At 54.2% G+C, this 25,866-nt stretch carries 25 protein-coding genes; 9 read left to right on the forward strand and 16 right to left on the reverse strand.

What is annotated here, in order from left to right:
- Positions 1–784: 784 nt before the first annotated feature.
- The gene (pmbA, locus tag EA20_RS0105415) at positions 785–2,125 is read right to left on the reverse strand and encodes a metalloprotease PmbA (protein WP_024965865.1); all 1,341 of its coding nucleotides are present in this window, start codon (positions 2,123–2,125) and stop codon (positions 785–787) included.
- 162 nt (positions 2,126–2,287) lie between these two features.
- On the opposite strand from pmbA, the gene yjgA reads away from it, so the two are divergent.
- A complete protein-coding gene (yjgA, locus tag EA20_RS19540; protein WP_038381530.1) occupies positions 2,288–2,830 on the forward strand; it encodes a ribosome biogenesis factor YjgA in 543 nt (180 codons plus the stop codon).
- A gap of 92 nt (positions 2,831–2,922) precedes the next feature.
- Here the strand turns inward: yjgA and mpl are convergent, their stop codons facing one another.
- A complete protein-coding gene (mpl, locus tag EA20_RS0105425) occupies positions 2,923–4,278 on the reverse strand; it encodes a UDP-N-acetylmuramate:L-alanyl-gamma-D-glutamyl-meso-diaminopimelate ligase (protein WP_024965867.1) in 1,356 nt (451 codons plus the stop codon).
- A 168-nt stretch (positions 4,279–4,446) separates the two neighbouring features.
- Here mpl and fbp point away from each other — a divergent pair, with 168 nt between their 5' ends.
- Positions 4,447–5,445: a class 1 fructose-bisphosphatase gene (gene fbp / locus EA20_RS0105430; RefSeq protein ID WP_024965868.1), complete on the forward strand. Its 999-nt coding sequence runs from the start codon at positions 4,447–4,449 to the stop codon at positions 5,443–5,445.
- A gap of 66 nt (positions 5,446–5,511) precedes the next feature.
- On the opposite strand, the gene EA20_RS0105435 is transcribed toward fbp, so the two are convergent.
- Positions 5,512–7,074, reverse strand: coding sequence for a methyl-accepting chemotaxis protein (locus EA20_RS0105435; protein ID WP_024965869.1), 1,563 nt, complete (start codon positions 7,072–7,074; stop codon positions 5,512–5,514).
- A 169-nt stretch (positions 7,075–7,243) separates the two neighbouring features.
- Between EA20_RS0105435 and EA20_RS0105440 the strand changes: the two genes are divergently transcribed.
- Both EA20_RS0105440 and ppa read left to right on the forward strand, forming a co-directional pair.
- Positions 7,244–7,654, forward strand: a complete 411-nt coding sequence (locus tag EA20_RS0105440) for a lysozyme inhibitor LprI family protein (RefSeq protein ID WP_024965870.1) — start codon at positions 7,244–7,246, stop codon at positions 7,652–7,654.
- Between the two features lie 145 nt (positions 7,655–7,799).
- Complete coding sequence (gene ppa, locus EA20_RS0105445) at positions 7,800–8,330, forward strand: inorganic diphosphatase (RefSeq protein WP_024965871.1); 531 nt, start codon at positions 7,800–7,802, stop codon at positions 8,328–8,330.
- A gap of 60 nt (positions 8,331–8,390) precedes the next feature.
- Here ppa and EA20_RS0105450 read toward each other — a convergent pair whose 3' ends face one another.
- Genes EA20_RS0105450 through EA20_RS0105460 form a run of 3 tightly spaced genes read right to left on the reverse strand, consistent with a single transcriptional unit; the run spans position 8,391 to position 14,238 of the window.
- Positions 8,391–8,750 carry a gamma-glutamylcyclotransferase gene (locus tag EA20_RS0105450; protein ID WP_024965872.1) on the reverse strand — a complete coding sequence of 120 codons (360 nt, stop codon included), beginning with the start codon at positions 8,748–8,750 and terminating at the stop codon, positions 8,391–8,393.
- A gap of 2 nt (positions 8,751–8,752) precedes the next feature.
- Positions 8,753–12,526 (reverse strand): translocation/assembly module TamB domain-containing protein, encoded by a 3,774-nt coding sequence (locus tag EA20_RS0105455; protein ID WP_024965873.1) that lies wholly within the window; start codon positions 12,524–12,526, stop codon positions 8,753–8,755.
- The gene (locus tag EA20_RS0105460; protein ID WP_200868310.1) at positions 12,523–14,238 is read right to left on the reverse strand and encodes an autotransporter assembly complex family protein; all 1,716 of its coding nucleotides are present in this window, start codon (positions 14,236–14,238) and stop codon (positions 12,523–12,525) included. Before EA20_RS0105460 ends, EA20_RS0105455 begins: the two co-directional genes overlap by 4 nt.
- Positions 14,239–14,773: 535 nt before the next feature.
- Here EA20_RS0105460 and EA20_RS0105465 point away from each other — a divergent pair.
- On the forward strand, positions 14,774–16,099 hold the full coding sequence (locus EA20_RS0105465; RefSeq protein ID WP_024965875.1) for a hemolysin family protein: 1,326 nt from the start codon (positions 14,774–14,776) through the stop codon (positions 16,097–16,099).
- 35 nt (positions 16,100–16,134) lie between these two features.
- Here the strand turns inward: EA20_RS0105465 and EA20_RS0105470 are convergent, their stop codons facing one another.
- Entirely contained in the window at positions 16,135–16,341 is a 207-nt protein-coding gene (locus EA20_RS0105470) for a DUF1107 domain-containing protein (RefSeq protein ID WP_013200508.1), read from the reverse strand.
- A 317-nt stretch (positions 16,342–16,658) separates the two neighbouring features.
- Here EA20_RS0105470 and EA20_RS0105475 point away from each other — a divergent pair, with 317 nt between their 5' ends.
- Complete coding sequence (locus EA20_RS0105475; RefSeq protein WP_024965876.1) at positions 16,659–17,216, forward strand: YtfJ family protein; 558 nt, start codon at positions 16,659–16,661, stop codon at positions 17,214–17,216.
- A 138-nt stretch (positions 17,217–17,354) separates the two neighbouring features.
- Here the strand turns inward: EA20_RS0105475 and cysQ are convergent, their stop codons facing one another.
- On the reverse strand, positions 17,355–18,101 hold the full coding sequence (cysQ, locus tag EA20_RS0105480) for a 3'(2'),5'-bisphosphate nucleotidase CysQ (protein ID WP_024965877.1): 747 nt from the start codon (positions 18,099–18,101) through the stop codon (positions 17,355–17,357).
- Between the two features lie 380 nt (positions 18,102–18,481).
- Here cysQ and EA20_RS0105485 point away from each other — a divergent pair, with 380 nt between their 5' ends.
- Positions 18,482–20,425: a bifunctional 2',3'-cyclic-nucleotide 2'-phosphodiesterase/3'-nucleotidase gene (locus EA20_RS0105485; protein ID WP_024965878.1), complete on the forward strand. Its 1,944-nt coding sequence runs from the start codon at positions 18,482–18,484 to the stop codon at positions 20,423–20,425.
- Positions 20,426–20,627: 202 nt separating this feature from the next.
- Here EA20_RS0105485 and fklB read toward each other — a convergent pair whose 3' ends face one another.
- Entirely contained in the window at positions 20,628–21,248 is a 621-nt protein-coding gene (gene fklB / locus EA20_RS0105490; protein ID WP_024965879.1) for an FKBP-type peptidyl-prolyl cis-trans isomerase, read from the reverse strand.
- 299 nt (positions 21,249–21,547) lie between these two features.
- On the opposite strand from fklB, the gene EA20_RS0105495 reads away from it, so the two are divergent.
- Positions 21,548–22,099, forward strand: a complete 552-nt coding sequence (locus tag EA20_RS0105495; RefSeq protein WP_024965880.1) for an OapA family protein — start codon at positions 21,548–21,550, stop codon at positions 22,097–22,099.
- Between the two features lie 83 nt (positions 22,100–22,182).
- Here EA20_RS0105495 and rplI read toward each other — a convergent pair whose 3' ends face one another.
- From rplI to yjfP, 5 genes are all read right to left on the reverse strand, one after another.
- Positions 22,183–22,635, reverse strand: a complete 453-nt coding sequence (gene rplI, locus EA20_RS0105500) for a 50S ribosomal protein L9 (protein ID WP_024965881.1) — start codon at positions 22,633–22,635, stop codon at positions 22,183–22,185.
- A gap of 37 nt (positions 22,636–22,672) precedes the next feature.
- Complete coding sequence (gene rpsR, locus EA20_RS0105505) at positions 22,673–22,900, reverse strand: 30S ribosomal protein S18 (protein ID WP_000135199.1); 228 nt, start codon at positions 22,898–22,900, stop codon at positions 22,673–22,675.
- Between the two features lie 4 nt (positions 22,901–22,904).
- A complete protein-coding gene (gene priB, locus EA20_RS0105510) occupies positions 22,905–23,222 on the reverse strand; it encodes a primosomal replication protein N (protein WP_024965882.1) in 318 nt (105 codons plus the stop codon).
- A 6-nt stretch (positions 23,223–23,228) separates the two neighbouring features.
- Positions 23,229–23,624, reverse strand: coding sequence for a 30S ribosomal protein S6 (gene rpsF / locus EA20_RS0105515; protein WP_004160104.1), 396 nt, complete (start codon positions 23,622–23,624; stop codon positions 23,229–23,231).
- A 270-nt stretch (positions 23,625–23,894) separates the two neighbouring features.
- The gene (gene yjfP / locus EA20_RS0105520) at positions 23,895–24,644 is read right to left on the reverse strand and encodes an esterase (RefSeq protein ID WP_024965883.1); all 750 of its coding nucleotides are present in this window, start codon (positions 24,642–24,644) and stop codon (positions 23,895–23,897) included.
- Between the two features lie 182 nt (positions 24,645–24,826).
- Here yjfP and EA20_RS0105525 point away from each other — a divergent pair, with 182 nt between their 5' ends.
- Positions 24,827–25,036 (forward strand): DUF1471 domain-containing protein, encoded by a 210-nt coding sequence (locus EA20_RS0105525; RefSeq protein WP_024965884.1) that lies wholly within the window; start codon positions 24,827–24,829, stop codon positions 25,034–25,036.
- 54 nt (positions 25,037–25,090) lie between these two features.
- Here the strand turns inward: EA20_RS0105525 and EA20_RS0105530 are convergent, their stop codons facing one another.
- Together EA20_RS0105530 and EA20_RS0105535 are read right to left on the reverse strand one after the other, a co-directional pair.
- The gene (locus tag EA20_RS0105530; RefSeq protein ID WP_024965885.1) at positions 25,091–25,396 is read right to left on the reverse strand and encodes a BrnA antitoxin family protein; all 306 of its coding nucleotides are present in this window, start codon (positions 25,394–25,396) and stop codon (positions 25,091–25,093) included.
- A complete protein-coding gene (locus EA20_RS0105535; RefSeq protein ID WP_024965886.1) occupies positions 25,377–25,670 on the reverse strand; it encodes a BrnT family toxin in 294 nt (97 codons plus the stop codon). Before EA20_RS0105535 ends, EA20_RS0105530 begins: the two co-directional genes overlap by 20 nt.
- Between the last annotated feature and the right edge of the window lie 196 nt (positions 25,671–25,866).

Below are 25,866 nucleotides of genomic sequence, written 5' to 3' on the forward strand. Positions count from 1 at the left end.
TATCGCCCGTATCACGAGGCGATAAAAAATCAGCGCGGAAAAATAGATAGGAAAAACTTATGCTTAACCGCTGGGGTTGCCGACAAATAACGTGTTGGCAGGAGCAAGATGAAAGGAAATGACCAACGAATAAGATCGCGATGCGGTTAATAACCGCCATAACAACCTTGTCATTTTCTACAACACGAATATCTGCGGAGTAATTCCTCCTGAATGAAAAAAAATAAAAAACACAGTAACGAAAGGATGCTCCCTTATTAAAACCAACAGGATAAAATTTCTTTTTAGGTCGGTCGTCTGTTTACCCAAAAACGGGGGAATGGGTAATAAAAAAATAGAATCAGTTTTTGCGCTGGTAAAGCCTGATTAAACATCCACCAACGCCGCGTAAGCGTAAAAATATGTCCTCATAGAAGGCGGCATTGAATGTCTCCATGAGGACGTGCCAATACTTAAAAAGAAGTCTCTGCCAGCCATGTAAGATTTAAAATCAAAGATAATGACAGAGCCAAAACCTGTTGATGATCACGTCCACAGGATGTGATTTTCAGTTAGCAATAAAAAAGCGTCCTGAAGCGCGCCTGAGAGTGCTGGTAAAGGTAAATTGAGAGGAACTAAAAGAGGAAATAAAGCGTCCCGCACCATAAAGGGCACGGGACGAGCAAGGGCGGGACGATACTGTTAGCGCTCTGACGAGCTGGCTCTGCTCCCAAAGCCAGCACCTAACAAATCATCTCAGGCGCCCTTTAAAACGCGCGCTGAAACCCGTGCTGGTGTAAGCCGCTTACTGCCCGGCGATCTTCATTTCCGGCAGCAGTACGGAACCGCACTGAATATTGCTGCGGGTTTCGATGTCGCTGCCAACGGTAACGATGTTGCGCCACATGTCTTTCAGGTTGCCTGCGATGGTGATTTCACTCACCGGATACTGGATCTCGCCGTTTTCCACCCAGAAACCTGCCGCACCGCGGGAGTAGTCGCCGGTAATCCCGCTCACGCCCTGCCCCATTAGCTCCGTAACGACCAGCCCGGTGCCCATTCTTTTCAGCAGTTGCGCAAAATCGTCGCCCTGGCCGGCAATTCGCCAGTTGTGAATGCCGCCCGCATGGCCGGTGCTTTGCAGTCCCAGCTTGCGCGCTGAATAGTTGGTCAGTAGCCAGGTTTGTAATACGCCATCTTTGATGATGTCACGCTGGGTGGTGCGCACGCCTTCGCTGTCAAACGGCGAGGAAGCCAGTCCTTTCAGCAGATGCGGCTGCTCCTGGATCGTCAGCCATTCCGGTAAAATTTGTGTTCCCATCGCATCCAGCAGGAAAGTGGATTTCCGGTAGACGCTGCCGCCACTGATCGCGCCCACCAGATGGCCGAACAGGCCGGTCGCAACTTCCGCAGCGAAAATAACCGGGGCTTTCATGGTGGAGAGTTTGCGCGGCGAAAGGCGTGACAGCGTGCGACGCGCGCACTCTTCACCCACCCACTCTGGCGATTTCAGGTCTTCCATGGCCCGGCCAATGGTATAGGCGTAATCGCGTTCCATATCCCCGTTGGCTTCAGCAATCACGCTGCTGGAGATGGAGTGGCGGCTTGAGGCGTAGCCCTGCAGCATGCCGTGGCTGTTGCCGAACACCTTCATGCCGATATGGCTGTTAAAGCTGCCACCTTCGGTGTTGGTAATGCGGGAGTCGGTTTTCAGCGCGGCCTGCTCTGCCCGCGCCGCCAGCTCAATCGCCCGATCCGGATCGAGATCGGACGGATGGAACAGATCCAGATCCGGGGCATCGAAAGCCAGCAGTTCAGGATCCGCCACGCCGGCATAAGGATCGGGCGAAGTGAAACGGGCAATATCGATAGCCGCCTGCACTGTCCGTGCGATCGCTTCAGGACTCAGATCGGTCGACGACGCGCTTCCTTTGCGATTCTGATGATAGACGGTGATGCCAAGCGCACCATCGCTGTTGAATTCGACATTTTCCACTTCACCAAAACGGGTACTGACGCTGATGCCGGTCGTTTTTGTGACGGCAACTTCAGCGCCATCGGTCGTCGCCTTCGCCAGATCGAGTGCTGTTGCGACCGCCTGTTCAAGGGTTTTACGCTGTTCTGCAACTTGGGAGAGTAATTTCATCGACCTACCATATAATTAGCAGAGGGCTTTCTGGCCTGTGCCTGTGCCAGTTTTGCAAACTCTTCGGTGTTTAAGGTTAATTTGAGTCTAACAGACTCAGAGAACAATTTCGCAGTACCTCAGTTTCCTGATAGCATTAGCCTCTTTTTTAGGGAGCCTCCCATGACTAAACAGCCCGACGACTGGCTCGATGATGTACCAGATAACGAAGAAGAAGATGAAGAGATTATCTGGGTCAGCAAGAGTGAAATAAAACGTGATGCCGAGGAGCTGAAGCGCCTGGGTGCCGAACTGGTGGAACTGAGCAAGACCTCGCTGGACAAGATCCCGCTGGATGAAGATCTGCGCGCGGCGATCGAGCTGGCGCAGAAGATCAAAAAAGAGGGGCGTCGCCGCCAGCTACAGCTGATCGGTAAAATGCTGCGCTCGCGTGATGAAGACCCTATTCGTCAGGCACTCGACAAGCTGAAAAACCGCCATAATCAGCAGGTTGCGCTTTTCCACAAGCTGGAAGTGTTGCGCGACCGCCTGATCGAACAGGGCGACGATGCGATGACGGAAGTGCTGAATCTCTATCCCGATGCGGATCGTCAGCAGCTTCGCTCCATGATCCGTAATGCGCAAAAAGAAAAAGCGACGAATAAGCCGCCAAAAGCGTCCCGCCAGATTTTCCAGTATCTGCGCGAACTGGCGGAAGCCCGCTAGCGCCTGGCTCTCAGCCACCGCGCCTTAATGGCCCGCAGAGCACGCCGCAAGGGCGGCGGGCCGCTAATTTTCCCGCCGCTTTTATCCCAGACTCAGTCAGCCAGCCTGTCCAGCAGCTTCTGGTGAATACCACCGAAGCCGCCGTTGCTCATCACCAGGATGGTATCGCCCGGCTGCGCCGTTTTTGCCACCATCTCTACCAGCGTATCCACCTCTGCACTCCAGTGTGCGGGTTGTACACAGGCCTCGGCCACTTCCGCGACCTGCCAGGGAATATGGTGTGGCTGTAGCAGAAAGACCTCATCAGCCCGCGCCAGCGCTGGTGCCAGCGCATCCTTGCTGATCCCCATCTTCATGGTATTGGAACGCGGTTCCAGTACCGCCAGAATCCGGGCCGTACCGCCGACTTTGCTGCGTAGCGCCGTCAGGGTCGCCAGGATAGCGGTCGGATGATGCGCAAAATCATCGTAAACCTGAATACCGTTCGCTTCACCCCGCAGCTCCAGCCGGCGGCGCGCGTTAATAAAATCGTTCAGGGCGTGGGCGGCATCTTCCGGTTTGATCCCCACGTGCCGGGCGGCAGCGATGGCCATCAGACCGTTATGCATGTTGTGCTCGCCCACCAGCGACCAGTTCACTTCCGCCACGCGCTCGCCATCCAGCCAGACTTCCCAGTGAGACGCATCCACCGTCAGCTTTTTCGCCTGCCAGCGCCCTCCTTCGCCAAGGCTTTCCTGCTCGCTCCAGCAGCCCATGGCGATTACCTGCTTCAGGTTAACATCGTGCTCAGGGACCAAGATCCGGCCCTGCCCCGGCACAATGCGGATCAGGTGGTGAAACTGGCGCTGGATTGCCCGTAAATCGTCAAAAATATCCGCATGATCGAACTCAAGATTATTGAGGATCAGCGTACGCGGAGAGTAGTGAACAAATTTGGAGCGTTTGTCGAAGAAGGCACTGTCATATTCATCCGCTTCAATCACAAAGAACGGACTTTTACCTAAGGTCGCTGAAACATCGAAATTTCCCGGCACGCCACCGATCACAAAACCAGGTTCCAGACCACAGGCTTGCAGGATCCAGGCGGCCATGCCCGCCGTCGTCGTTTTACCATGCGTACCGGCGACCGCAATCACCCAGCGATCGCGCAGGACGAAATCGTGCAGCCACTGTGGGCCGGAAAGATAGGGAATATTTCGCTCAAGCACCGCTTCGACGCAGGCGTTACCGCGGGTCATTGCATTGCCGATGATCACCAGATCCGGTGGCGGATTAAGCTGGGAAGCATCGTAACCTTCTATTAAATCAATACCTTGACTTTCTAAAAGCGTGCTCATCGGTGGATAAACATTGGCATCTGAGCCCGTCACTTCATGACCTAATGCACGGGCAAGAACCGCCAGCCCGCCCATAAATGTGCCGCAGATACCGAGAATGTGAATACGCATAACAGGTCCGTTTACTGAAAAGTTCGTGGCACAGTGTAGCGCCCTCCTTGTGGGGAAGAAACGGATTTGCCCTATGTTCTTTCACGTTCATTCGGCTAAACTGCTTACGCATTCGTTAGCAGTTTGTAATTCAGGCTGCTGCTCAACCGCAGATTCAGGGATAGTGTTATGAAAACGTTAGGCGAATTTATCGTCGAGAAGCAACACGACTTTCCTCACGCCACTGGCGAACTGACGGCGCTGATTTCCGCCATCAAGCTGGGCGCGAAAATTATTCACCGTGATATCAACAAAGCCGGACTGGTCGATATTTTAGGCGCCAGCGGCGCTGAAAATGTGCAGGGCGAACAGCAGATGAAACTCGACCTGTTCGCCAACGAAAAGCTGAAAGCCGCGCTGAAAGCCCGTGGCATCGTTGCCGGTATCGCATCAGAAGAAGAAGATGAGATCGTCATCTTCGAAGGCGTTGAGAACGGTAAATACGTGGTGCTGATGGACCCCCTTGATGGTTCATCCAATATCGACGTCAACGTCTCTGTCGGTACGATCTTCTCCATCTACCGCCGCATCACCCCAATGGGAACACCGGTCACGGAAGCGGATTTCCTGCAGCCGGGCAGCCAGCAGGTTGCCGCGGGCTACGTAGTGTATGGCTCCTCCACCATGCTGGTATATACCACCGGCTGTGGCGTTCATGCCTTTACCTACGACCCTTCACTGGGCGTCTTCTGCCTTAGCGCGGAAAAAATGGCGTTTCCGGAAGAGGGCTACACCTACTCCATTAACGAAGGTAACTACATCCGTTTCCCACAGGGTGTGAAAAAGTACCTGAAGTTTTGCCAGGAAGAGGATCAGGCGACCCATCGTCCTTATACCTCCCGCTATATTGGCTCGCTGGTCGCGGATTTTCACCGTAACCTGCTGAAGGGGGGTATCTATCTCTACCCAAGCACCGCCAGCCATCCAAAAGGCAAACTGCGCCTGCTGTATGAGTGCAACCCTATGGCCTTCCTGGCGGAACAGGCTGGCGGCAAGGCGAGCGACGGCGCTAACCGTATTCTGGATCTGGTGCCGGAAACGCTGCACCAGCGCAGCCCCTTCTTTGTGGGCAATACGTCAATGGTCGAAGATACTGAGCGCTTCCTGCGCGAATATCCTGACGCGTAACCCTGACCTTTGAAGTCAGGGTAAAAGAGGGCAGATCGCCCTCTTTTTTATCTGGCGCGTCAGCTGTCAGACCACATGCAGTTTGAAGGCCGACATGGACTGAACCAGCTGCTGAGACTGCTCTTCCAGCGACTGCGTGGCTGCCGTGGCCTGTTCGACCAGCGCCGCATTCTGCTGAGCCACTTCATCCATCTGGGTCACCGCCATGTTGACCTGCTCAATCCCCCGACTCTGCTCCTCTGACGCGCTGGAGATCTCTTTCATAAGCGTCGTGACGCGCATCACTTCGCTGGTAATCTCATCCATCGTTTCCCCCGCCTGAGTCGCCATTTGCGCTCCTTCATCCACACGTCCCTGAGATTCAACAATCAGTTCCCGGATCTCTCTTGCAGCAGTGGCGCTGCGCTGCGCCAGGTTACGCACTTCACTTGCTACCACGGCAAAACCGCGTCCCTGCTCACCGGCGCGCGCTGCCTCTACCGAGGCGTTCAACGCCAGGATATTTGTCTGGAAAGCGATCCCATCAATCACGCCTAAAATATCGCCAATGCGTTTAGAACTGTGGGCAATTTGCTGCATTTTCTCAATGACGTAGCAGACCACTTCACTGCCACGATCGGCGCTTTCAGAAACAGACTGCGCCAGCTGGTGCGCCTGGCTGGCGTTTCCGGCGTTCAGCTTCACGGTGGCCGTTAGCTGCTCCATGCTGGCGGCGGTCTGTTCCAGCGAGGCGGCTGACTCTTCGGTGCGCTGCGACAGATTAAGGTTGCCGGAGGCGAGCTCCCGGCTGCCTGTGTCGATTTGCAGGCTGGCATCACGTACGCGACTAACGGAGAGTTGCAGGGAAGCCTGCATGCCAGCCAGCGCAGTATTAAGACGCCCCAGCTCATTTTTCCCGCCTTCCGGCAGATGCTGGGTAAGATCGCCTGCAGCGACGAACTCCAGATGCTCAATGGCCGCATCAAGCGGCTTAAGCAGAAGCGACCGTAGCAACAGCCAGGAGATGGTCAGCAGCGCCACGGTCAGGATGCCGCAAAAGAGGATCAGCAGGGTAAGCGTTTTTTCGTTGCTGGCCGCATCCGCCAACTGATCGTCCGTCACCTGCCCGGCATAGAGATTAAAATCATTTACCGCGTTACTGAATGCGAAGTTCAGCGACGAGAGATTCTCTTCAAGGACACGGTAGTATTCTCCAGAATCCTGCTGCTGGAGTGAGATGAGCATGGGGGTAATGCCTTTTTCAATATAGTTGTTATACGTTGCAACAACGGCATCAGCCAGCGTTTTACCCTTCGCCGTAACGGTACCTGCATCAACAAAACGCTTCAGCGCCTGATGAGAGTTTTCAATGTATTCCTGCGCACGTGCCGTTGCTTCATTTGCTTCATCCAGCAAACCAATTTCCAGCTTTCTGATGGAGAGCGCTCCTGCCGTCCTGGCACGCAGCAGCGAGGCATTAGATTGCGCCAGGCTGTTTAGCTCAATACCCTGAATACGGTTAATCACGTCCAGCGAGCGATTCCCTTTGCTGATGGCCAGAATGCCCATCACGCTGACGCTGAGCAGCATTAGCGTCATCAGCGCCAGCAGCACTAGTAGCCCGTTACGGATTGAAATTTTTCTAAGCATGATCGTGTTCGCCCCTCGTTAAGGCTGATGTGGCAGGATTCCAATGGACGAGAAAGGTATCGGTCAGCCGGATGCCAACCTTTAGCAGGTATAATGTAATCAGGTGCACTCATTGCGACTAAATTGATTTAGATCAATTTCTCCACAACCCAATGAAAAGGAAACCTTAATGAAAAAAAGCGTCCTGATAGCCGGTTTGCTGGGCACCTTTGCCTGCCATGCTGATGATCATCCGGTTGATGTCGCAGAGCAGCACTGTCTTCAGAGCGCTGTCACCACCCTGGCGATGCAGCAATGTTACAGCACAGCCAGCCGCGACTGGGAAAGTGAGATGAACAAGGCGTATACCAACCTTATGTCGCGGCTTAATGGTACACAAAAAGCCAAATTACGCAGCGCGCAGCGCGCCTGGCTGAAATACCGCGACGGCTGGCTGGAAGCCAGTAAAGCCCGGCTGAGCGAAGGAGGAACGCTGGCGTCGGTTGAAGTGGCGGCGCAGGGTGTGAATCTTGTTAAAAACCAGACGCTGGCGCTGAAATCCCTGGCGGCGGCTGGTTGCGCCAACCCCGATGATTGCTGAACTCCTCCCGGTTAAAGGCCGAAAGGCGCCGGGCGCTGCGCTTTCAGAACTGGAGCATTCCGAAAGGCCAAAAAGGAGGGATACTTTCATATTCAGTTGGCTATAATGAGCGTCACTCGATCTAGACTGAATGAAGGAAATGACCATGAGTTTGAACCTGGTTCCAGCGGGCAAAGATATGCCAGAAGACATCTATGTTGTTATCGAGATCCCGGCTAACGCCGATCCGATCAAATACGAAGTCGACAAAGATTCCGGCACCCTGTTCGTTGACCGCTTTATGTCTACCGCGATGTTCTATCCGTGCAACTACGGTTACATTAACCACACGCTGTCTTTAGACGGCGATCCGGTAGATGTGCTGGTCCCGACTCCTTACCCACTACAGCCTGGCTCGGTAATTCGCTGCCGTCCGGTTGGCGTGCTGAAAATGACCGACGAGTCTGGCGAAGATGCCAAGCTGGTCGCCGTGCCGCACAGCAAGCTGACCAAAGAGTACGATCACATTAAAGATGTGAACGACCTGCCGGAACTGCTGCGTGCGCAGATCACCCACTTCTTCGAGCAGTATAAAGCGCTGGAAAAAGGCAAATGGGTGAAAGTGGAAGGCTGGGACAATGCTGAAGCCGCCAAAGCAGAAATCGTGAGTTCTTTCGAACGCGCCGCGAAGAAGTAATTTTCGCTGACCATAAAAAAACACCGCTCACTGAGCGGTGTTTTTATTTATCCCTGTCGATCACTCCGGTTCCGGCGCAGGCGCATCGCGCAGCAGCCAGTCGCCGCTGTCGATACGTTTTTTACCCTTCACCGAACGCTGATAAACATAGAGCCATGCGCTGCCGTAAGGCGTGGATACCAGCTCTCGCTTATACTCCCCGCCTTTGGTTCTCAGCGCATCCAGCTCACCCAGCATTGAGGCATCCACGCGGTAAACTTCACAATAGACCTGTCCGCTACCCGTGATGACGCCAGGATAGTGACCCAAACTGTACAGTTCATAGCCGTCGATCAGATGATCGCCCAGCCACTGCCCGTTGGTCATCCAATGACTGTTGCCTTGCTTACGTCTTAAGCTGCCGTAGACAATTATTCGCATTGCTAGAACTCAAACTGATAGAGCACATCCAGTGCCTGGTCGATACCAGACACCGCTTCCAAATAAAGTTTTGGCATCAGGCGATAACGCAGGGTTAAGGTCGCCAGAGAATCAAATATGCCGACACCATATTTTACCTGTAGACCCGGCAGTACGTAGCCACTGACCTGAACCTGCTGGCTGTCACCGACGCCAGCCGTGTCCAGGGCCAGATTACTCACGCCGAAGGTCTCACCGATTTTACCCACAACCTGACCACTTTGCGCAAGCCCCAATCCCACCAGGGCGGAAGTTAATGCATCATTATCGCTGCCGTTAGCGTCCAGCCCCTGCCCGCGAAGCAGGTAGGACAGGGCTTCCTGCTGCGACATGGCGGGATCGGAGAAGACTTCCGCCTTCGGCTCATCGGCCAGACCGGTCACGCGCACCCCTGCAATCACATCATTTTCGGTGGCTTCCGGATTACGAATCGCCTCGATGTTCAGATATGGCTGGTCCGGCGGACCGGCAAACTGCAGTTCGCCCTTACGTACCACCAGATCCTGTCCGTAGGCGTGGAAACGCCCCGAAGGAATATTGATCTGCCCATTCAGACCCAGCCCGCGGCTGTCCTGCACCAGCTTCAGATCGCCGTTCAGTTTCGCTTTCAGGCCGAAGGCGCTGAGCCGGACGTCATTGCCGACGTGGATAATCAGATTGCTGTTGATCGGAATAGCAGTACTTTGCGGCGCGACAGGCTGCAGGTTTTTATCCAGCAGGACCTCATCGGAAGAGACGCCGACCGCGCTTTCTGGCACTTCCTGCACGGTAATACGCGCCCAGGGAATGTCCACGCGGCCATCCAGATTGAAGAGCTCCGGCGTGGCTTCAAACACCAGATCAGGTGACACATCCATTCTTACCATCGGCGGCACCGTGACGCGCAGGCGATCGCCCTTCGCCGCGACGCGCGCGCGCCAGGCGTCCAGCTGTCGCCAGTCAGCGTCGCCATTCAGCGCAATATTGCCATGCGCCGTCTGGATCATCCCCTGCAGCGTTGAGCTCATGCCGTTGAAGATCATATTGAGATTGGCGGACGTCAGCTCGACCGGCATAAAGCTGCCTTCAACATTGACATCTTTCAGGCCCAGCTGTCCAAATACCTGAGGCTGCTGCAGATTACCGCCCAGCCGCAGATTACTGTTCAGCATGCCTTTGATATCCTCGCCCTTCATCAGCGCCGGTTTAAGCAATGCCAGCGAAAGGTTAGCAATATTCACGTTGCCGGAGAGCGTGCGGCGACCTTCGGGATCGGCGATTTGTACGTTACCGTCAAGCTGACCGTTATTGGCAATGCGGATCAGCCAGTCAAGCTGCGCCCGGCCGTTACGCATTGCGGCATTCAGGTTGAGCGTATCAAAGGCGATCGGCAGCGTGTTGCCCTGAACATCCTGCACCACTTTAACGCCGTTGCCTTTCAGCGCCACCCGGCCCTCTGGCAACCCGCCGTCGGCACGCCAGCTGACGTCAGCATCGCCGCTGAATATGCCGCTGAGCGCAGTGGCATCGCCGAGGAAAGGTTTTATCATCGCCAGATCGAAGCGATTCAGCGTCACTCTCGCACGGCCTGACGGGCCGGCCTCAATGGTCTGAGGTACACAAAGTTCAGCGTTCGGATTGCGCCAGCAGTGCGGTCCAATACTGACGGTCTGCTTCGCGTTAAGGTAATCCAGCGCTATCGCCCGGGTTAACCGCCATTCGCCTACCGGCGTGTCAAAACGGGTATTGTTCAGCGCCCCTTTCCAGCGCTGCGCCTGACGATCGAAACTGCCGGTTAGCGCCAGCTGACCCGATACCGGTTCGCCGTCAACGGTGAGCTTCAGCTGATGCTGTTTTTCCGTTCCGCTGGCGTCAAGGACCAGCCGGGAAATCGCCAGCGCATCCTGTTTCAGCTGCTCAACGCGCAGCGCAAGCTTGCCCTGGACCTGCTCACCGGAAGTGACATCGCCATCAAGCTTAACGCGGCCTATCGTCAACGCCTGCCAGCGCAGGCCGGTGGCAGTCAGATCGGCCAGCAACTGCGGCGCGGTCAGATCGCCACGCGCTTTGATTGTTCCTTTTGCCACGCCGCCTAATCCCGGCAGCGCGTTATCCAGATGCTCCGCATCAATGCTGGCATCCAGATTCAGCTTGTCGCCAAGTGAACCTTTAAGATCGATATTGTTACGGCCCAGCACCAGCTTGATACCCGGAATGTTCCACTGGTTGTAGCTGTTGCCGTACAGGGATCCATCGGCGGTTACCGCGTTCTGCTTCACGTTACCGCGCAGCTGCAGTTCGGGAACCCGCACCTGCCAGCTACCGCCATAAAGGCTGCCGCGCGTGGTAATTTTCCCCGCCAGCTTTGCCGGCCAGTCGGGATACTGCTTCGCCGTGTTGATATCGGTCAGCGTCAGCTCGCTGCGCCAGCTGATCGCCTTGCTCCAGTCGAGCAGCGCGGTCAGATCGGCATGCCCCTGCAGCGCCGCCAGCCGCAGCTTATCGAGCGAGAACTGCTCAGCGTTGCCTTTACCGTCCAGTTGAACCGTCGCCGGAGGAATGTCCTGCCCCTGCAGCCCGGTTCTGAACGACATCACATAATCCGTCGCCTTACCCTTGATGCTGAAGTTCAGGTTATCGGCCTGATACTGCATTTCGCCGTTAAGCGGCCAGCGCAGCCGCGCGCTCTCCACCGTCATAGCGAGCGGAAGCCCTACTTCAGCCAGCTCGGTTTGCGCATTCAGCTGCATTCTTACCGGACCGGAGAGATTCAGCGCCAGATTGAGCTGCTCGCGCAGGCCGCCATCCACCGTCATTTTTATCTTCTCGCCCTTAAGCGGATCGATATTCAGCGCGCTGTAGAGCGTGAAGCTAACCGGCCAGTTGCCGGCCAGCGTCGCCTGCCCCTGCGCATTAAGCTGCCCCTGCGGTGAATCGACGTCGAGCGTCTCCAGGTGAAGCAGACGATCCTGAGTCCGGGCTTTCACCAGCAGACGATCGACAGCGATATCGGTATCTCCGGTGATGCGCAGCTGTTCACCCAGGATCTGCTGGATATTCACATCCAGCGGCAGGGTAAAGTCAGGAAGATCGGGCAGCAGCGGTTTGGCAAACATCGCTTTGATCGTTTCGCCCAGCGGCGGCTCGTCCGCTTCCGGCTGCTGCACTTTAGGCTGCACTACCTGCTCATTAGCGACTTCCGCCGCTTTTGGCAGGGCGATCAGCAGTCCCTGGATATGGGTTGGCGTCAGCGTCAGAGCGCGTTCCTGCCAGTGCATACCGGAGGTGAAATCGGCAAGAGAAATAGCCGTATCGTCGATTTTGACGTTGATGTTATGCAGTGCAAGCTGCCGCAGCGTAAGGGGATAAGGCGTACTCAGATCGCCAGAAGAGGACTCTTCAGCTACCGGTTCCTGCGAGGCGGGCGCCATTTTACTGCTGTCCACCACCACATTAACGTCCTTCAGCGAAAGATCGTTAATGCAGAAAGCGCTGTTTTTCAGGCAGCCCAGCTGGAGCGCCAGATGAAATTCTCCGGCATTGACAGTCACGCCCGGCATCTCATACTGCACCCCTTTCAGGGTCAGATTGCGCCAGCCGCCATCAACCTGTTTGATCTCAAGCCCAGGCACCCAGCGCGAAGCGCCGTTCAGTACCAGGTGCAGACCCGTCGTTGTGCCAATCAAAAATGCGATGCCACCGGTTAACAGCAGCAGAAAAATCAGAATGCCAACAAGGACCTTCTTCCAGCGACTCATAATTCAGGCCCCAATCCGATATAAAACTGAATGTCCCGCTTTTCGTCATCGCCAATGGGCCGGGCGATGTCCAGCTTGATTGGCCCGACCGGCGACTGCCAGCGCACGCCAACACCCGCGCCGGTTTTAAAATTGCTTTGCTTGATGTCATTGACCGCCTCACCGGAGTCGATAAACACCGCGCTCCACCATTTGCCGGTCACGTTGTACTGATACTCCAGTGAACCGGTCGCCATTTTCGACGCACCGGTCAGCTTGCCATCTTCATCGCGGGGTGAAATACCTTTGTATTTATAACCACGAATACTGCGGTCGCCCCCGGCGAAAAAACGCAAATCCGGCGGAACACGGTCGAAATCATTGGTTTCTATCCAGCCGAGGTTACCGCGCGCCACAAAGCGGTGCTTATCCGCCAGCGTACGTATCCAGACGTTTTGGGCCTGAATCACCGCAAAGTCCACATCCGACCCCCAGGTGGTGTCCGAGACATCGAGCGAGTAACGCTGCGAATCTCCCCAGACCGGCATCAGGCCACCCCGGGATCGGGTACGGTTAATGCTGACGCCAGGATAGAGCAGCATGGTGCTGTTGGTCACGTTCCCCTGGGTAAAGTGGTCGAAGCTCCAGCGAAGATTGATCGCCCGCTGCCAGCCGGTTGACGACTCCCAGTAGCGCGATGCCGCAAGCGTTGTAGAGTCAGATTTGGTGTCATTAAGATCGGTGCGCTTTAACCCGCCTTGCAGGAGGTAATACTGCTCTATCGGGCTTTTTAACAGTGGAATTTTATAGGTGAAATCGAGCTGTTGTTCGGGTTCGGATACATTGGCGCTGCTGGTGAAACTGTGCCCGTAGGCGTTGACCCAGGGTTTTCGCCAGGTCGCTTTTACACGGGGGCCAACGTCGGTCGAATAGCCAACGCCCGTTTCAATGGTGTTTTCCGTACGCGGGCTGACTACGCCATGCAGCGGCAAAATTTTGGTTTCGCGAGCCTCTGCGAACTCGGGAGCGACCACCACCGAATTAAACCAGCCGGTGGCGGAGAGTCGCCGGTTAAGTTCGGCCAGATCCCGGGAGCTGTAATAGTCTCCCTTTTTAAACGGCACCAGGTTTTGCAGATACTCTTCCCGAATTTGCGAGCCTTCAAAGCTGACGTCGCCGAAGCGGTAGCGCCTGCCGCTGTCGTAATCGATATCCCAGAACGCCTCGCGTCGCTCCACCGAGACGCCGAGCTGGCTTTTGGCAAAGTCGCCGTCGAAATAGCCCTTACGCAGCGCCATATTATTGAGCGAACCTTTAAAGCTGTCGTAATCGCTGTGGTTAAGTATGCCGCCGATTTTGCCTTTTCCGTCGCGTACCAGCGTCTGATAATCTTCATCCGTGCGGGCTTCGCCGCGGATAATCACCGTCTCGCCCGCCAGGCGGACAGGTTCTCCGGCGGACACTTTGGTCAGCAATACCTGGCGGTTACCGCCAGCTGGCGGTGGCTGAAGTTCAAAGTTAATCGTGGGTTCGTAATAGCCCAGCGCTTTCAGCCCTTCCTTTATAGCCTCGCTGACGCGTGCGCGAAAGCGCCCGTCTGACGAGACTTCATCGCCGGAGATGGTAGAAAGTCTGGCCCGGACATTTTTCTCTAACTCTCCCGTTAGTCCCGTTACCTGTAACCGCACGTTGGCGCTGTGTGCAACCGGAGCCGCTGCGATCAGACAGAACATGCAGTAAACTTGAATTCGTGGCACGCTTACTCCTGTTATTTTGCCCGCCCTGATCCCTGATGGGCAGAACATTTTCTTTTGAACCGTTAAACTTCCTGGCGTTCCGTTAACCCGGGAAAATTATTTCGCCCGTCACGAACCTCTTTTTAATAAGTAAAGCCAAATTCTTGACATATTGTGTGCAAAGAACCGGCACGTTACAACTCAGGATCGTGATTGAATGTCTCTGGAACGCCCGACCTGTTCACACTCAGATAAATCTCATGCCGCTTATCGCCGCAATTGTAAGCAGGGTTTACCACAGCTATAATCCACTGCGAAAGCCGTCCTGCGGCTGAAACACTGACTTCTGCCCCGGCTAATGCCGAATCGGTGCAGACATTTTTGGCACGGACAGCCCAGCGCCACCAGGCGGTACATACTCCTGACCGATTTTCACTCGCTGCCCAGGCCAAAAATGACAAGTACTTAACCCAAGGCGGATTCGCGCGATGTTATTAACAGCCACTGAATCACGTCATTTACTGGATGCATTATGTTAGACAGCTTGCTTGTCATTTTACTGCTGATTGCGATCAGCTCATTTTTTTCTCTTTCAGAAATCTCACTGGCGGCCGCGCGCAAAATTAAGCTCAAGCTGCTGGCGGACGAAGGCAATATCAACGCCCAGCGGGTGATGAAAATGCAGGAAACGCCCGGGATGTTCTTTACCGTGGTGCAGATTGGGCTGAACGCCGTAGCGATTCTCGGTGGCGTGGTCGGCGATGCGGCATTTTCCCCTGCCTTCCGCACGCTGTTTGAGCGCTTCACCGGGCCAGAACTGGCTGAGCAACTCAGTTTTATCTGCTCATTTACCGTGGTGACCAGTTTGTTCATTCTGTTTGCCGACCTCTTCCCTAAACGTCTTGGTATGATCGCCCCGGAAGTGATTGCGCTGAAAATCATCAATCCGATGCGTCTCTGCCTGTTTATTTTTCGCCCGCTGGTCTGGTTTTTCAACGGCGGCGCCAATATTATTTTCCGCCTGTTTAAGATTCCGTTAGTGCGTAAGGATGACATCACCTCTGATGATATCTATGCCGTGGTAGAGGCGGGTGCGCTGGCTGGCGTATTGCGTAAGCAGGAACATGAGTTGATCGAAAACGTCTTTGAGCTGGAGTCGCGTACCGTTCCCTCTTCGATGACCTCTCGTGAGAACGTAGTCTGGTTCAACCTGAACGAAGATGAATCAAGCCTGAAGGAAAAGATCGCCAATCATCCTCACTCTAAATTTCTGGTCTGTAATGACGACATCGACCATATCGTCGGCTATGTGGATTCAAAAGAGCTGCTGCTGCGCGTGCTGGGGAATCAAAGCATGGCGCTTAACAGCGGCGTGCAGATCCGCGCGGCGCTTATCGTACCGGATACGCTGACGCTGTCTGAAGCGCTTGAAAGTTTCAAAACGGCCGGTGAAGACTTCGCGGTTATCATGAATGAATATGCGCTGGTGGTGGGGATCATTACCCTCAATGACGTCATGACCACGCTAATGGGCGATCTGGTCGGCCAGGGGATGGAAGAGCAGATTGTCGCACGCGATGAGAATTCATGGCTGGTGGAAGGCGGTACGCCAATCGATGACGTGATGCGCGTGCTGGATATTGACGAGTTTCCGCAATCGGGCAATTACGAAACCATTGGCGGCTTTATGATGTATATGCTGCGTAAGATCCCTAAACGCACCGACTTCGTGAAGTTCCACGGTTACAAATTTGAAGTGGTTGATATCGACAGTTACCGCATTGACCAGCTGCTGGTGACGCGTATTGATGCCAAACCGGCGACAGCGCCCGTGCTGGTAAAAACGGTAGAAGAGTAAAAACAGAAAAGGCGCGAGAATTCGCGCCTCTAACTTTAGTTAAACTCGGTCTGCAAACGCAGCACCTGACGGTTAACTTCTGACATCACGCTGTAATGCTGTTTGTCTTTTACGCGTGGGATCAGGATTTTGCCTTTATCAAATTCAAAAGCGCCAACGTCTTTAATGTAAATTCTGCCACGAAACAGTGTTTTAACATATTTGGCTACCTGCAGCGGATTATATCGCTGGAAGATTTTCATTCTGGTTCAACTCCTCAATCATCAATGTACGCTGCGTCGTATCCAATCGCGGAACGACTCTGTGCAGTGCAAAGTGAAAATACTATAGACCAACATTCGCTTCCTGAAGTCCGAAAATCACCTTATTTTCCTGCTTTTACATATCATGACAGTGGGGTCTGTCAGCGATGTCCGGTAAAACAGTATAATCCTTCGTCTGACAGGGAAATGTGCCTTGTGTTGCAAAGATGTTAGCTCATAACGACAGGCGCAGTATCTGCGCTTATTATTGCAGGAACATGACCATCTGGTCCGATCACTAAAAGAGGGCTCAAATGCTGACTTCCCGCCTGCTACTGATTGTTACACTGATGCTGCCTTTTGCCGCTCATGCGCATAACTTCATCACCGGCCAGCGCGTTACGCCAGTTGGCATTGCTGACAAGGGTGAACTGTTTTACCAGCATGATGAGTTCAGTTATAAAAACTGGAATAGCGCGCAGCTGCCTGGAAAGGTGAGAGTTGTTCAGCATATTGCCGGGCGGTCATCATCAAAGGTGATGAATGCGGCGGTAGTTGAGGCGATAAAAGCGGCCCATCTGCCCCGCGAACGCTATCAGACCACCACCATTGTCAACACTGACGACGCGATACCCGGCACCGGCATGTTTGTTCGCAGCAGCATTGAAAGCAATAAAAAGCAGTTCCCCTGGTCGCAGTTTATTGTGGACGATAAGGGCACGGCGAAAAAGGCCTGGGGACTGGAAGATGGTGGCTCGGCTATCGTCGTCCTTGACGCAGCAGGCAAGGTTCGTTTCGCGAAGGATGGCGCGCTGACCCAGCAAGAAGTGAAGCAGGTTGTTGCTCTGTTACATCAACTCCTGCAGGCATCCTGATGCCAGGATCCGCCACGGTTTGTCGCCTGGCGGATGTTTTCTGTTTAACGCAGCAGCCGCACGCGGGAACATCCCTGCTCCACACGGTTTTCTGGACGGTAACGCACATGACAGGGACGGCAGACGTCCCTGCGTCGGTCAGAAAATGGAGACGCGGAAACCGGGATTCAGGAAAGACTCGCGCGGCGCGTAATCAAGCGTTTTCCCTTTCCAGTCATGGACATGTGCACCCGCAGCCATCGCTACCGCATGCCCCGCGCCGGTATCCCAGATATTGGTGGGTCCAAAGCGGGGATAGAGTTGCGCTTTACCCTCCGCCACCAGGCAGAACTTCAGAGAAGAGCCGATTGCCGTGGTCTGGTGTTCACCAAGCTGGCTGAGATACTCTTTCAGTTCCTCATCATCATTGGCGTGGCTGCGGCTGATCACTACCAGCGGTGGTCGCGCTTCCCGCACCTGAATCTGCTCACGGTGCCCTCCTTCTTCTTTCCAGGCTTTGCCTTCCGCAGCGGAGTACATCACGCCCAGCACCGGCGCATAAACAACACCCAGCACCGGTTTGCCCTTCTCAATCAGCGCGATATTGACGGTGAACTCACCGTTACGCTTGATAAATTCTTTGGTCCCGTCAAGCGGATCAACCAGCCAGTAGGTCTGCCAGTGCTGGCGTATTTCCCAGGCAGGCGGATCTTCTTCTGACAGAACGGGAATGTCCGGTGAAAGCTGAGACAGCCCCTGCAAAATGATCTTGTGTGCGGCGATATCCGCTGCCGTCACCGGTGAATCATCGGACTTCTGGGCGACATCGGGCGGTGTATCAGCGTCATAGACTTGCATAATGGCATCGCCCGCTTCGCGAGCCAGCTGACAGATTTTTTCTAGCATGGTAAACCCCTTGATCGTCATCATGATGCCAGCCGCGCCAGCTGGGAAATCGGCTGCTTTTCACCGCAAGAATGCGCTTTTCTGATCTTAGCAGCAGATCGCGCCAGGCTCCGGACCGACAGCCGCTTGCCATACTGGCCGGCGGATGTGCAAAAGCGTTAGCTTAATTATCAAAAGCATAATGCATTTTCTACCACAGAAGTTTCTGTTTTTTGCGATACCGGGTGATTTGCTTACATAAATCACCGGGAGCGAGCCATCACGGCCGCAGCAGGGCTAAATACCTTGCCGCCGATCACAAATATGTGTGACATAACATAAATGTTTTACAAAAATCTGAGATGTTTAGACTCTTTGGCACTGGTGACATGGAGAGAAAAATGAAGAAGTCATGTGTGACGCTGGCAGCACTGCTGGTCAGCTCAACCCTTCAGGCTGCAACGGTGGATTTTCGGTTGCTGGAAACGACCGACCTTCACAGCAATATGATGGACTTTGACTATTACAAAGACACGCCAACGGAAAAATTTGGCCTGGTCAGAACCGCCTCGCTGATAGCCGTGGCGAGAAAAGAGGTGCGCAATAGCGTGCTGGTCGATAACGGCGACATTATTCAGGGCAGTCCTTTAGGGGATTATATGGCTGCAAAAGGATTGCAGCAGGGTGAAGTGCATCCCGTCTATAAGGCAATGAATACACTGGATTATACCCTGGGTAACTTAGGTAATCACGAGTTCAACTACGGGCTGGAATACCTGCATAAAGCGATTTCCGGCGCCCGCTTTCCTTATATCAACGCCAATATCATCGATCTGAAGACCGGCAAACCGCTGTTTACTCCTTTTCTGATTAAAGAGGAGCAGGTTACCGATCGTGACGGTAAGAATCAGACGCTGAAAGTCGGCTACATCGGCTTTGTACCGCCGCAAATCATGGTCTGGGACAAAACTCACCTCAGCGGCAAAGTGAAGGTGAATGATATTACCGAAACCGCGAAAAAATGGGTTCCTGAGATGCGAAAACAGGGAGCAGACCTGGTGGTTGCCGTAGCCCACTCGGGCCTGTCAGCGGACCCTTATCAGGCCATGGCGGAAAACTCGGTTTATTATCTCAGCCAGGTGGCGGGTATCGATGCCATCCTGTTTGGCCATGCGCATGCGGTCTTCCCCAGTAAAGACTTTGCCAGCATTAAGGGCGCCGATATCAGCAAAGGCACGCTTAACGGCGTTCCTGCGGTGATGCCCGGCATGTGGGGCGATCATCTTGGCATCGTGGATCTGGTACTGAATAACGACAGCGGTCGCTGGTCAGTCACCCAGGCCAGCGCCGAGGCGCGCCCTGTCTATGATAAGACGGCTAAAAAATCACTGGCCGCAGAAGATTCGGCGCTGGTAAAAGTGCTGGAACACGATCACGCCGCTACCCGCCAGTTTGTCAGTAAGCCGATCGGCAAGTCGGCTGACGTTATGTACAGCTACCTGTCGCTGGTGCAGGATGATCCAACCGTCCAAATCGTTAATAACGCCCAGCGTGACTACGTGGAAAGATTTATTCAGGGCGATCCGGACCTTGCCGGTCTGCCCGTACTTTCTGCCGCAGCACCCTTTAAAGCCGGCGGCCGCAAGAACGATCCGGCCAGCTATGTGGAAGTGGAAAAAGGGCCGTTAACGTTCCGCAATGCAGCCGATCTCTATCTCTATCCCAATACGCTGGTCGTGATGAAGGTCAGCGGCAAAGAGGTGAAAGAGTGGCTGGAGTGCTCAGCGGGACAGTTCAACCAGATTGATATTCACAGCAGCCAGCCGCAGTCGCTGATCAACTGGGATTTCCGCACCTATAACTTTGATGTGATTGATGGCGTGGATTATCAGATTGATGTCACCCAACCTGCGCGTTATGACGCTGAATGCCAGCTGGTGAATAAGCAGGCTTCACGTATTAAGCAGCTCACTTTCCACGGGAAGCCCATTGATGCTGACGCCACCTTCCTGGTCGCCACCAACAACTATCGGGCGTACGGCGGGAAATTTGCTGGCACGGGCGAAGCGCATATCGCCTTTGCGTCACCCGATGAGAACCGCAGCGTAGTGGCGGCCTATATCAGTGCGCAAACGAAAGCGCAGGGTGAAGTCCAGCCCGGCGCGGATAATAACTGGCGGCTTGCCCCCATTAACAGTAAAACGCCGCTCGATATCCGTTTTGAGACCTCACCAGGGGATAAGGCGCGTGACTTTATTCGCGAGCGTGCAGCCTATCCGCTGGAGCTGAAAGGAAAAGATGAGATCGGTTTCGCTATTTATAAACTGGATCTTCAGAAGAAGTAATTGCTGCTCTTCACGGCAGATAAAACCGGCCTCGCTCGCTTAGGCAGGCTGGTTTTAACGAAAAAGCGCGCCTTGCGCGGGTGGCATTGAGGCGTTTTATTGTGGGATAAATCGCCAGCCTGCTGGAAGCGGGATAGAACGACGCAAAAGGCGGTGTTTAACACCGCCCTCTGCTAACTGGCTAATCAGCGCTGATGGCGGATTACAGAATTTCCAGTAGCTCAACTTCAAATACCAGCGTGCTGAACGGCGGAATAGAAGCACCCGCACCGCGTTCGCCGTATGCCAGATTCTGAGGGATAACCAGTTCCCATTTGGATCCTACCGGCATCAGCGTCAGCGCTTCGATCCAGCCTGGGATCACGCCGCTTACCGGAAATTCAGCCGGCTCACCACGCTGCACAGAGCTGTCGAACACGGTACCGTCAATCAGTTTGCCGGTGTAATGCACGCGTACGCGATCCTGACGAGATGGGATTGCGCCTTCGCCCTGATGAATCACGCTGAACTGCAGGCCTGATTCAGTGCTGCTCACGCCCTCGCGTTTGGCGTTTTCTTCAAGGAATGTCTGACCTTCCACTGCCATCGCCTGCTGGCGTTCGCGGCGAACGGCGTCGGCACGCTCATGAACTTCACGCAGCGCACGATGCACGACATCGACAGGAACAGCAGGTGCGTTCCCTTCCAGCGCATCGCGCAGGCCCGCCAGCAGCGCTTCAGGCTGCAGCCCCTGCAAGCCAGATTCCAGCAGCTGCTGACCAACCTGTAAACCGATACCGTAACTTGCTTGCGCTTCAACGCCGTCAAAAGAAGGGGTAGTCATGGATTTTCCTTTCATCATTGATAAAACCGAAGGCGAAGCATAACAGCGCGGGCATCAGGCGTAAAATCCCATCTTAACCGGATGACATTTCGCCGTGAAAAGGAAACAATACTTCCCTCTCAACGTAGGTGTAAACTCCACACCAACAACGCGTTATCAGCTATATTTGTGTCGAGGTAAACATGGGCCATCCTGCCCGCCGGCGAAGGAAAAGCCAGTCGCTTTCATTACCGCGGTATCTGCACCGCTTAATGAAAAGCTCATTGTTCGCGCGAGCTTCGCGCCAGGAGGAGGACGCCATGCCTAAAGCGTCTGCAACAGTAACGCAGCTAGTTAACCAGATCTGGCACCTGCCGGACCGGGCCCACTGGATGGATCCGCTGCCATCCTTTCATCGTCGGGCCATTATTATTGCCGTCGCGGTCGTTCTGCTGGCTTTTTTATGGCCGGGTCCCTCTCCGGAACAGCCTCAACGCTCTGTGACAACAGGTAATCAGTTGGAAAGCAGTGTTCCGATGCAGGCCGAACTGAGCGGCCAGCAGCCTGAAGTTGAACAGCCTGCGCCGCCTGCCGCCTCCCCTGACTCACAGGGAAGATGGCACGCTTATCAGATCGCCTCAGGTCAGACACTGGCGCAGCTATTCCGCGACAATAATCTGCCGGTCAATGATGTCTTCGCGATGGCTCAGGTTGAAGGGAATGACAAGCCGTTGAGTACGCTGCGTACCGGACAGGCCGTGCGGATCCGTCAGAGCGATGAAGGGACGGTGACGGGCCTGACGGTTGAGACGGATAATGGACAGGTATTGTTCACCCGCCAGCCGGACGGCAGTTTTATCCGCGCGCGTTAGGTCTGAAAGCCGTCACAGGGCGGTTTACAGAAACAAAAACGCCGGCGCGAGGCCGGCGTTTTTATGCGTGAAAGCGAAAGCGATTAAGCTTCAGCAACCACGTTTACGATTACTTTAGCGAAAACTTCGCTGTGAACCTGGAAGCTCACTTCGTGCTCACCGGTAGTACGCAGAACGCCGTTTGGCAGGCGAACTTCGCTTTTTGACACTTCAACGCCAGCTGCAGTAACTGCATCAGCGATGTCGCGGGTACCGATGGAACCGAACAGTTTACCTTCGTCGCCTGCTTTAGACGCGAGAGTAACGGTGCCCAGTGCGTTGATTTTTTCAGCGCGTGCGTTAGCCGCAGACAGAACGTCAGCCAGTTTGGCTTCCAGCTCTGCACGACGTGCTTCAAAGAACTCAACGTTTTTCTTGGTAGCAGGAACAGCTTTACCCTGTGGCACCAGGAAGTTACGAGCGTAGCCCGCTTTAACGTTAACCTGATCACCCAGGCTGCCCAGGTTTGCTACTTTATCAAGCAGAATAACTTGCATTACCTTATCCTCTTAAAGTCGTTATGGACAGTGGCCGTTACTGATGACGATCAGTGTACGGCAGCAGGGACAGGTAACGCGCGCGCTTGATAGCACGAGCCAGCTGACGCTGGTATTTTGCGCGAGTACCGGTGATACGGCTCGGTACGATCTTACCGCTTTCAGTAATATAATTTTTCAGCGTTGCGATATCTTTATAATCGATTTCTTGAACGCCTTCCGCGGTGAAACGGCAGAACTTGCGACGACGGAAATAACGTGCCATTAGGCTAGTCTCCAGAATCTATCAATTCAATCTGCTCGGCATGCAGTACCGTTTTATTCAGTCCATTGCGCCCTTGATGGCAGCTAATGAAGCCTGAAACGGTGACCGGCGTGCCGACCGTTATACTTTGAGTAATGGCCTGATGGGCCTTGCCGCTGATGATCACCGGCATCCGACACCAGGCTTGCCGGGTAAAACCGGCTTCCACCTGCTCTGAACGGTGCTCAAGCACGAACTGGCAGTGTGGAATCCCTGACGGGCTGACTTTTCGCATCGGCGTCTTGCACACGGTGCCAGACAGCGTCAGACGGTTAGCCGTCACGGTCAATTACTCTTCAGAATCCCCAGCATCAGCATCATCAGAGGTTTCGTTAGCAAAATCTTCACGACGCTCACGGCGCTCGTCTTTCGCTTTAACCATCGGAGAGGCTTCAGTTACCGCGTGCTTAACGCGCATAACCATGCTGCGGATAACGGCGTCGTTGAAGCGGAAGTTTGTTTCCAGCTCATCGATCGCTTCCTGCGGCGCTTCAACGTTCAGCAGAACGTAGTGAGCTTTGTGCAGTTTGTTGATCGGGTAAGCCAGCTGACGACGGCCCCAGTCTTCCAGGCGATGGATCGTTCCTTCTGCACCAGTGATGGTGGCAGAGTAACGCTCGATCATACCAGGAACCTGTTCGCTTTGGTCAGGGTGAACCATAAATACGATTTCGTAATGACGCATCGAATTTGCTCCTTACGGATTATTCAGCCTCCTGTCGGGGTCAGCCGCGGCCCATGGAAGCAAGGAACGTTATAGGTTGTGAAACACAACCTGCTAGTGCGGCTGAAAAATTGACGCGTAATCATACTGGCGGCGGGGAGGAAACTCAAGGTAAAGTCACTGCACAGAGGAAATTAGTTTTCAGCATGAGCGCCGGAGGTGCCAGGGCGGCCAGCTAATCCTGCCCTGCCGGTTTTTTCCTGCCCGGACGCCAGTGAAACAGTGCTGTCGCTAGAGATGCTTACTGAAAAATGCCGTTACCGCATCCAGCGCGGGCGGCGTAATTCGATGGCCCACACCAGGTTCGGTAAGGTAAGTGAGATGAGCGTCCAGCTCCGCTTCACGTAGCGATCGCTCAAGCCTGGCGCTTTCCTCAGCCGGGACGACCTCATCCGCCTCGCCATGCCACACCAGCAGCGGACGGTTGGCAACCCTGGCTAACTGATGGCGAATATCATAGTCAGCAAGCGGCGCCATACGCTTTGCAAAACAGGCTTCATCGTCAGGCGATTTCACCTCCAGCGGCGGAAACAGCGTACGGGACAGCGACATGTAATAGCCTGACCCCATCAGGCAGGCGACGCTGGTGAGATGTGAATAACGAGCCATCGCTCCCAGCGCCGTCATTCCTCCCATTGATGCCCCCGCCACCGCAAATCGTGCGGCGTCTACCAGACCTTGTCCACGCAGGGCCGCTTCCAGCTCAGGCAATTCATCAATACTGGTTTTCATGATTTCCCAGAAATGGCCAAGGCGAAACGCTGCATTGCCGTCAAAACGTGCGCCGTGCCGATCGGCATCGGGCAGAATGACGCGGAAACCCGCCTGTGCCAGCGCTACGCCAAAATAGGCATATACCGCCTTTGAAGAGCAGAAGCCGTGATAGAAAAGCAGCGTGGGCAATGGCTGATGGCGCTTGCCAGCTGGCACCGCGTGCAGGCATTCAATACCTGCAAAAGATTCAGTAGCAACCTCGATCATCTCGTCTCCCGCAACAGGCTGTGGCTGGTAAGCATAAAATAACTGTCTATTTACCCTTGTTCATTTTTTTTGACCTAACTCAGCAAATTCATCCGCTATCAATCATTCCGGCCAGCCTCTATGATTATTCACATCGAGGCAGAGCGCCTCTCAACTAACAAAATCATCCTGAGGACACCACCATGAAATCCATCAAAACTTTTGTTGCAGTTACCGCCCTGACACTGGCTTCTTTTGGCAGCTTCGCCCAGACCGTTACCGTCACCGCCGCCACGCTGGCTGGCGCGGAAGCCAAAGTGGCCGAACAGGCCCAGCAGGCTGGTGCAATGTATAAGATTATCGGCGCACGTGTGGATAATAACGCCTTCGTGACAGCCGAGCTGATTAAATAATCATGGTCGCATAAGAGAGCGTCGATAAAAGCCCGCCCAGGCGGGCTGATACAATCATTCTTTACGTCGCAAGTCACGCAGCATGGCTTCACGCAAAATAGCGTTAAGCCGTGTCTGATAGCCTTTACCGGGTTCTCTCAGCCACGCCATCACATCTGCATCGATCCTGACCGAAGCCTGCGTTTTTACCGGACGATAAAAATGGCCCTTTTCGGCTTTCTCCCAGAACGACTCATCGAGCGGCGAGATGTCACTGTAGTCAATCTCGGCATCAGGCTTTGTAGCCATTGCTTTCAGTTCTGATTCGCGCCCTTCTGCCAGCGCCGGCAATGTGCTTCTTTTAAATCTGACTGTACTCATAACGCCTCCTCTCAGCACGCTCAGCACGGCGTGCACTGACGATCCGAACAATTTCAGTACCCTCTTCAAAGCGTAGGGTATGGGCAACCAAAACGACCAGACATCCCTTCACTACGCCGATTGTCTGCCACCGGTATTCCCCATGTTCAAAACGATCCTGTACGGATAAATGAAAAGGATCGTCAAATACCCGTGCCGCTTCCTCAAACCGAATCCCGTGCTTGCGATAATTTTTCGCCGCTTTGACAGTGTCCCACTCGAATTCCATTTCGATGATCCTTGCCGCTCACTTTGTATATACAAATAAGTATATTCAAAAAAGACATCCTTTCAAAGATAGGCTGCCAAACTATCCAGTATGTGATGCTGGGTTACTCAGAAACCGCGATTTTACTCTCTCCGGAAAATCCCGCTTTGCGGTCGCTTTACTTATTTAACCGTTAACGGAGAGATAAAATATTATTCATTTT

Source organism: Pantoea sp. IMH (assembly GCF_000599885.1).
Lineage (GTDB): Bacteria > Pseudomonadota > Gammaproteobacteria > Enterobacterales > Enterobacteriaceae > Erwinia.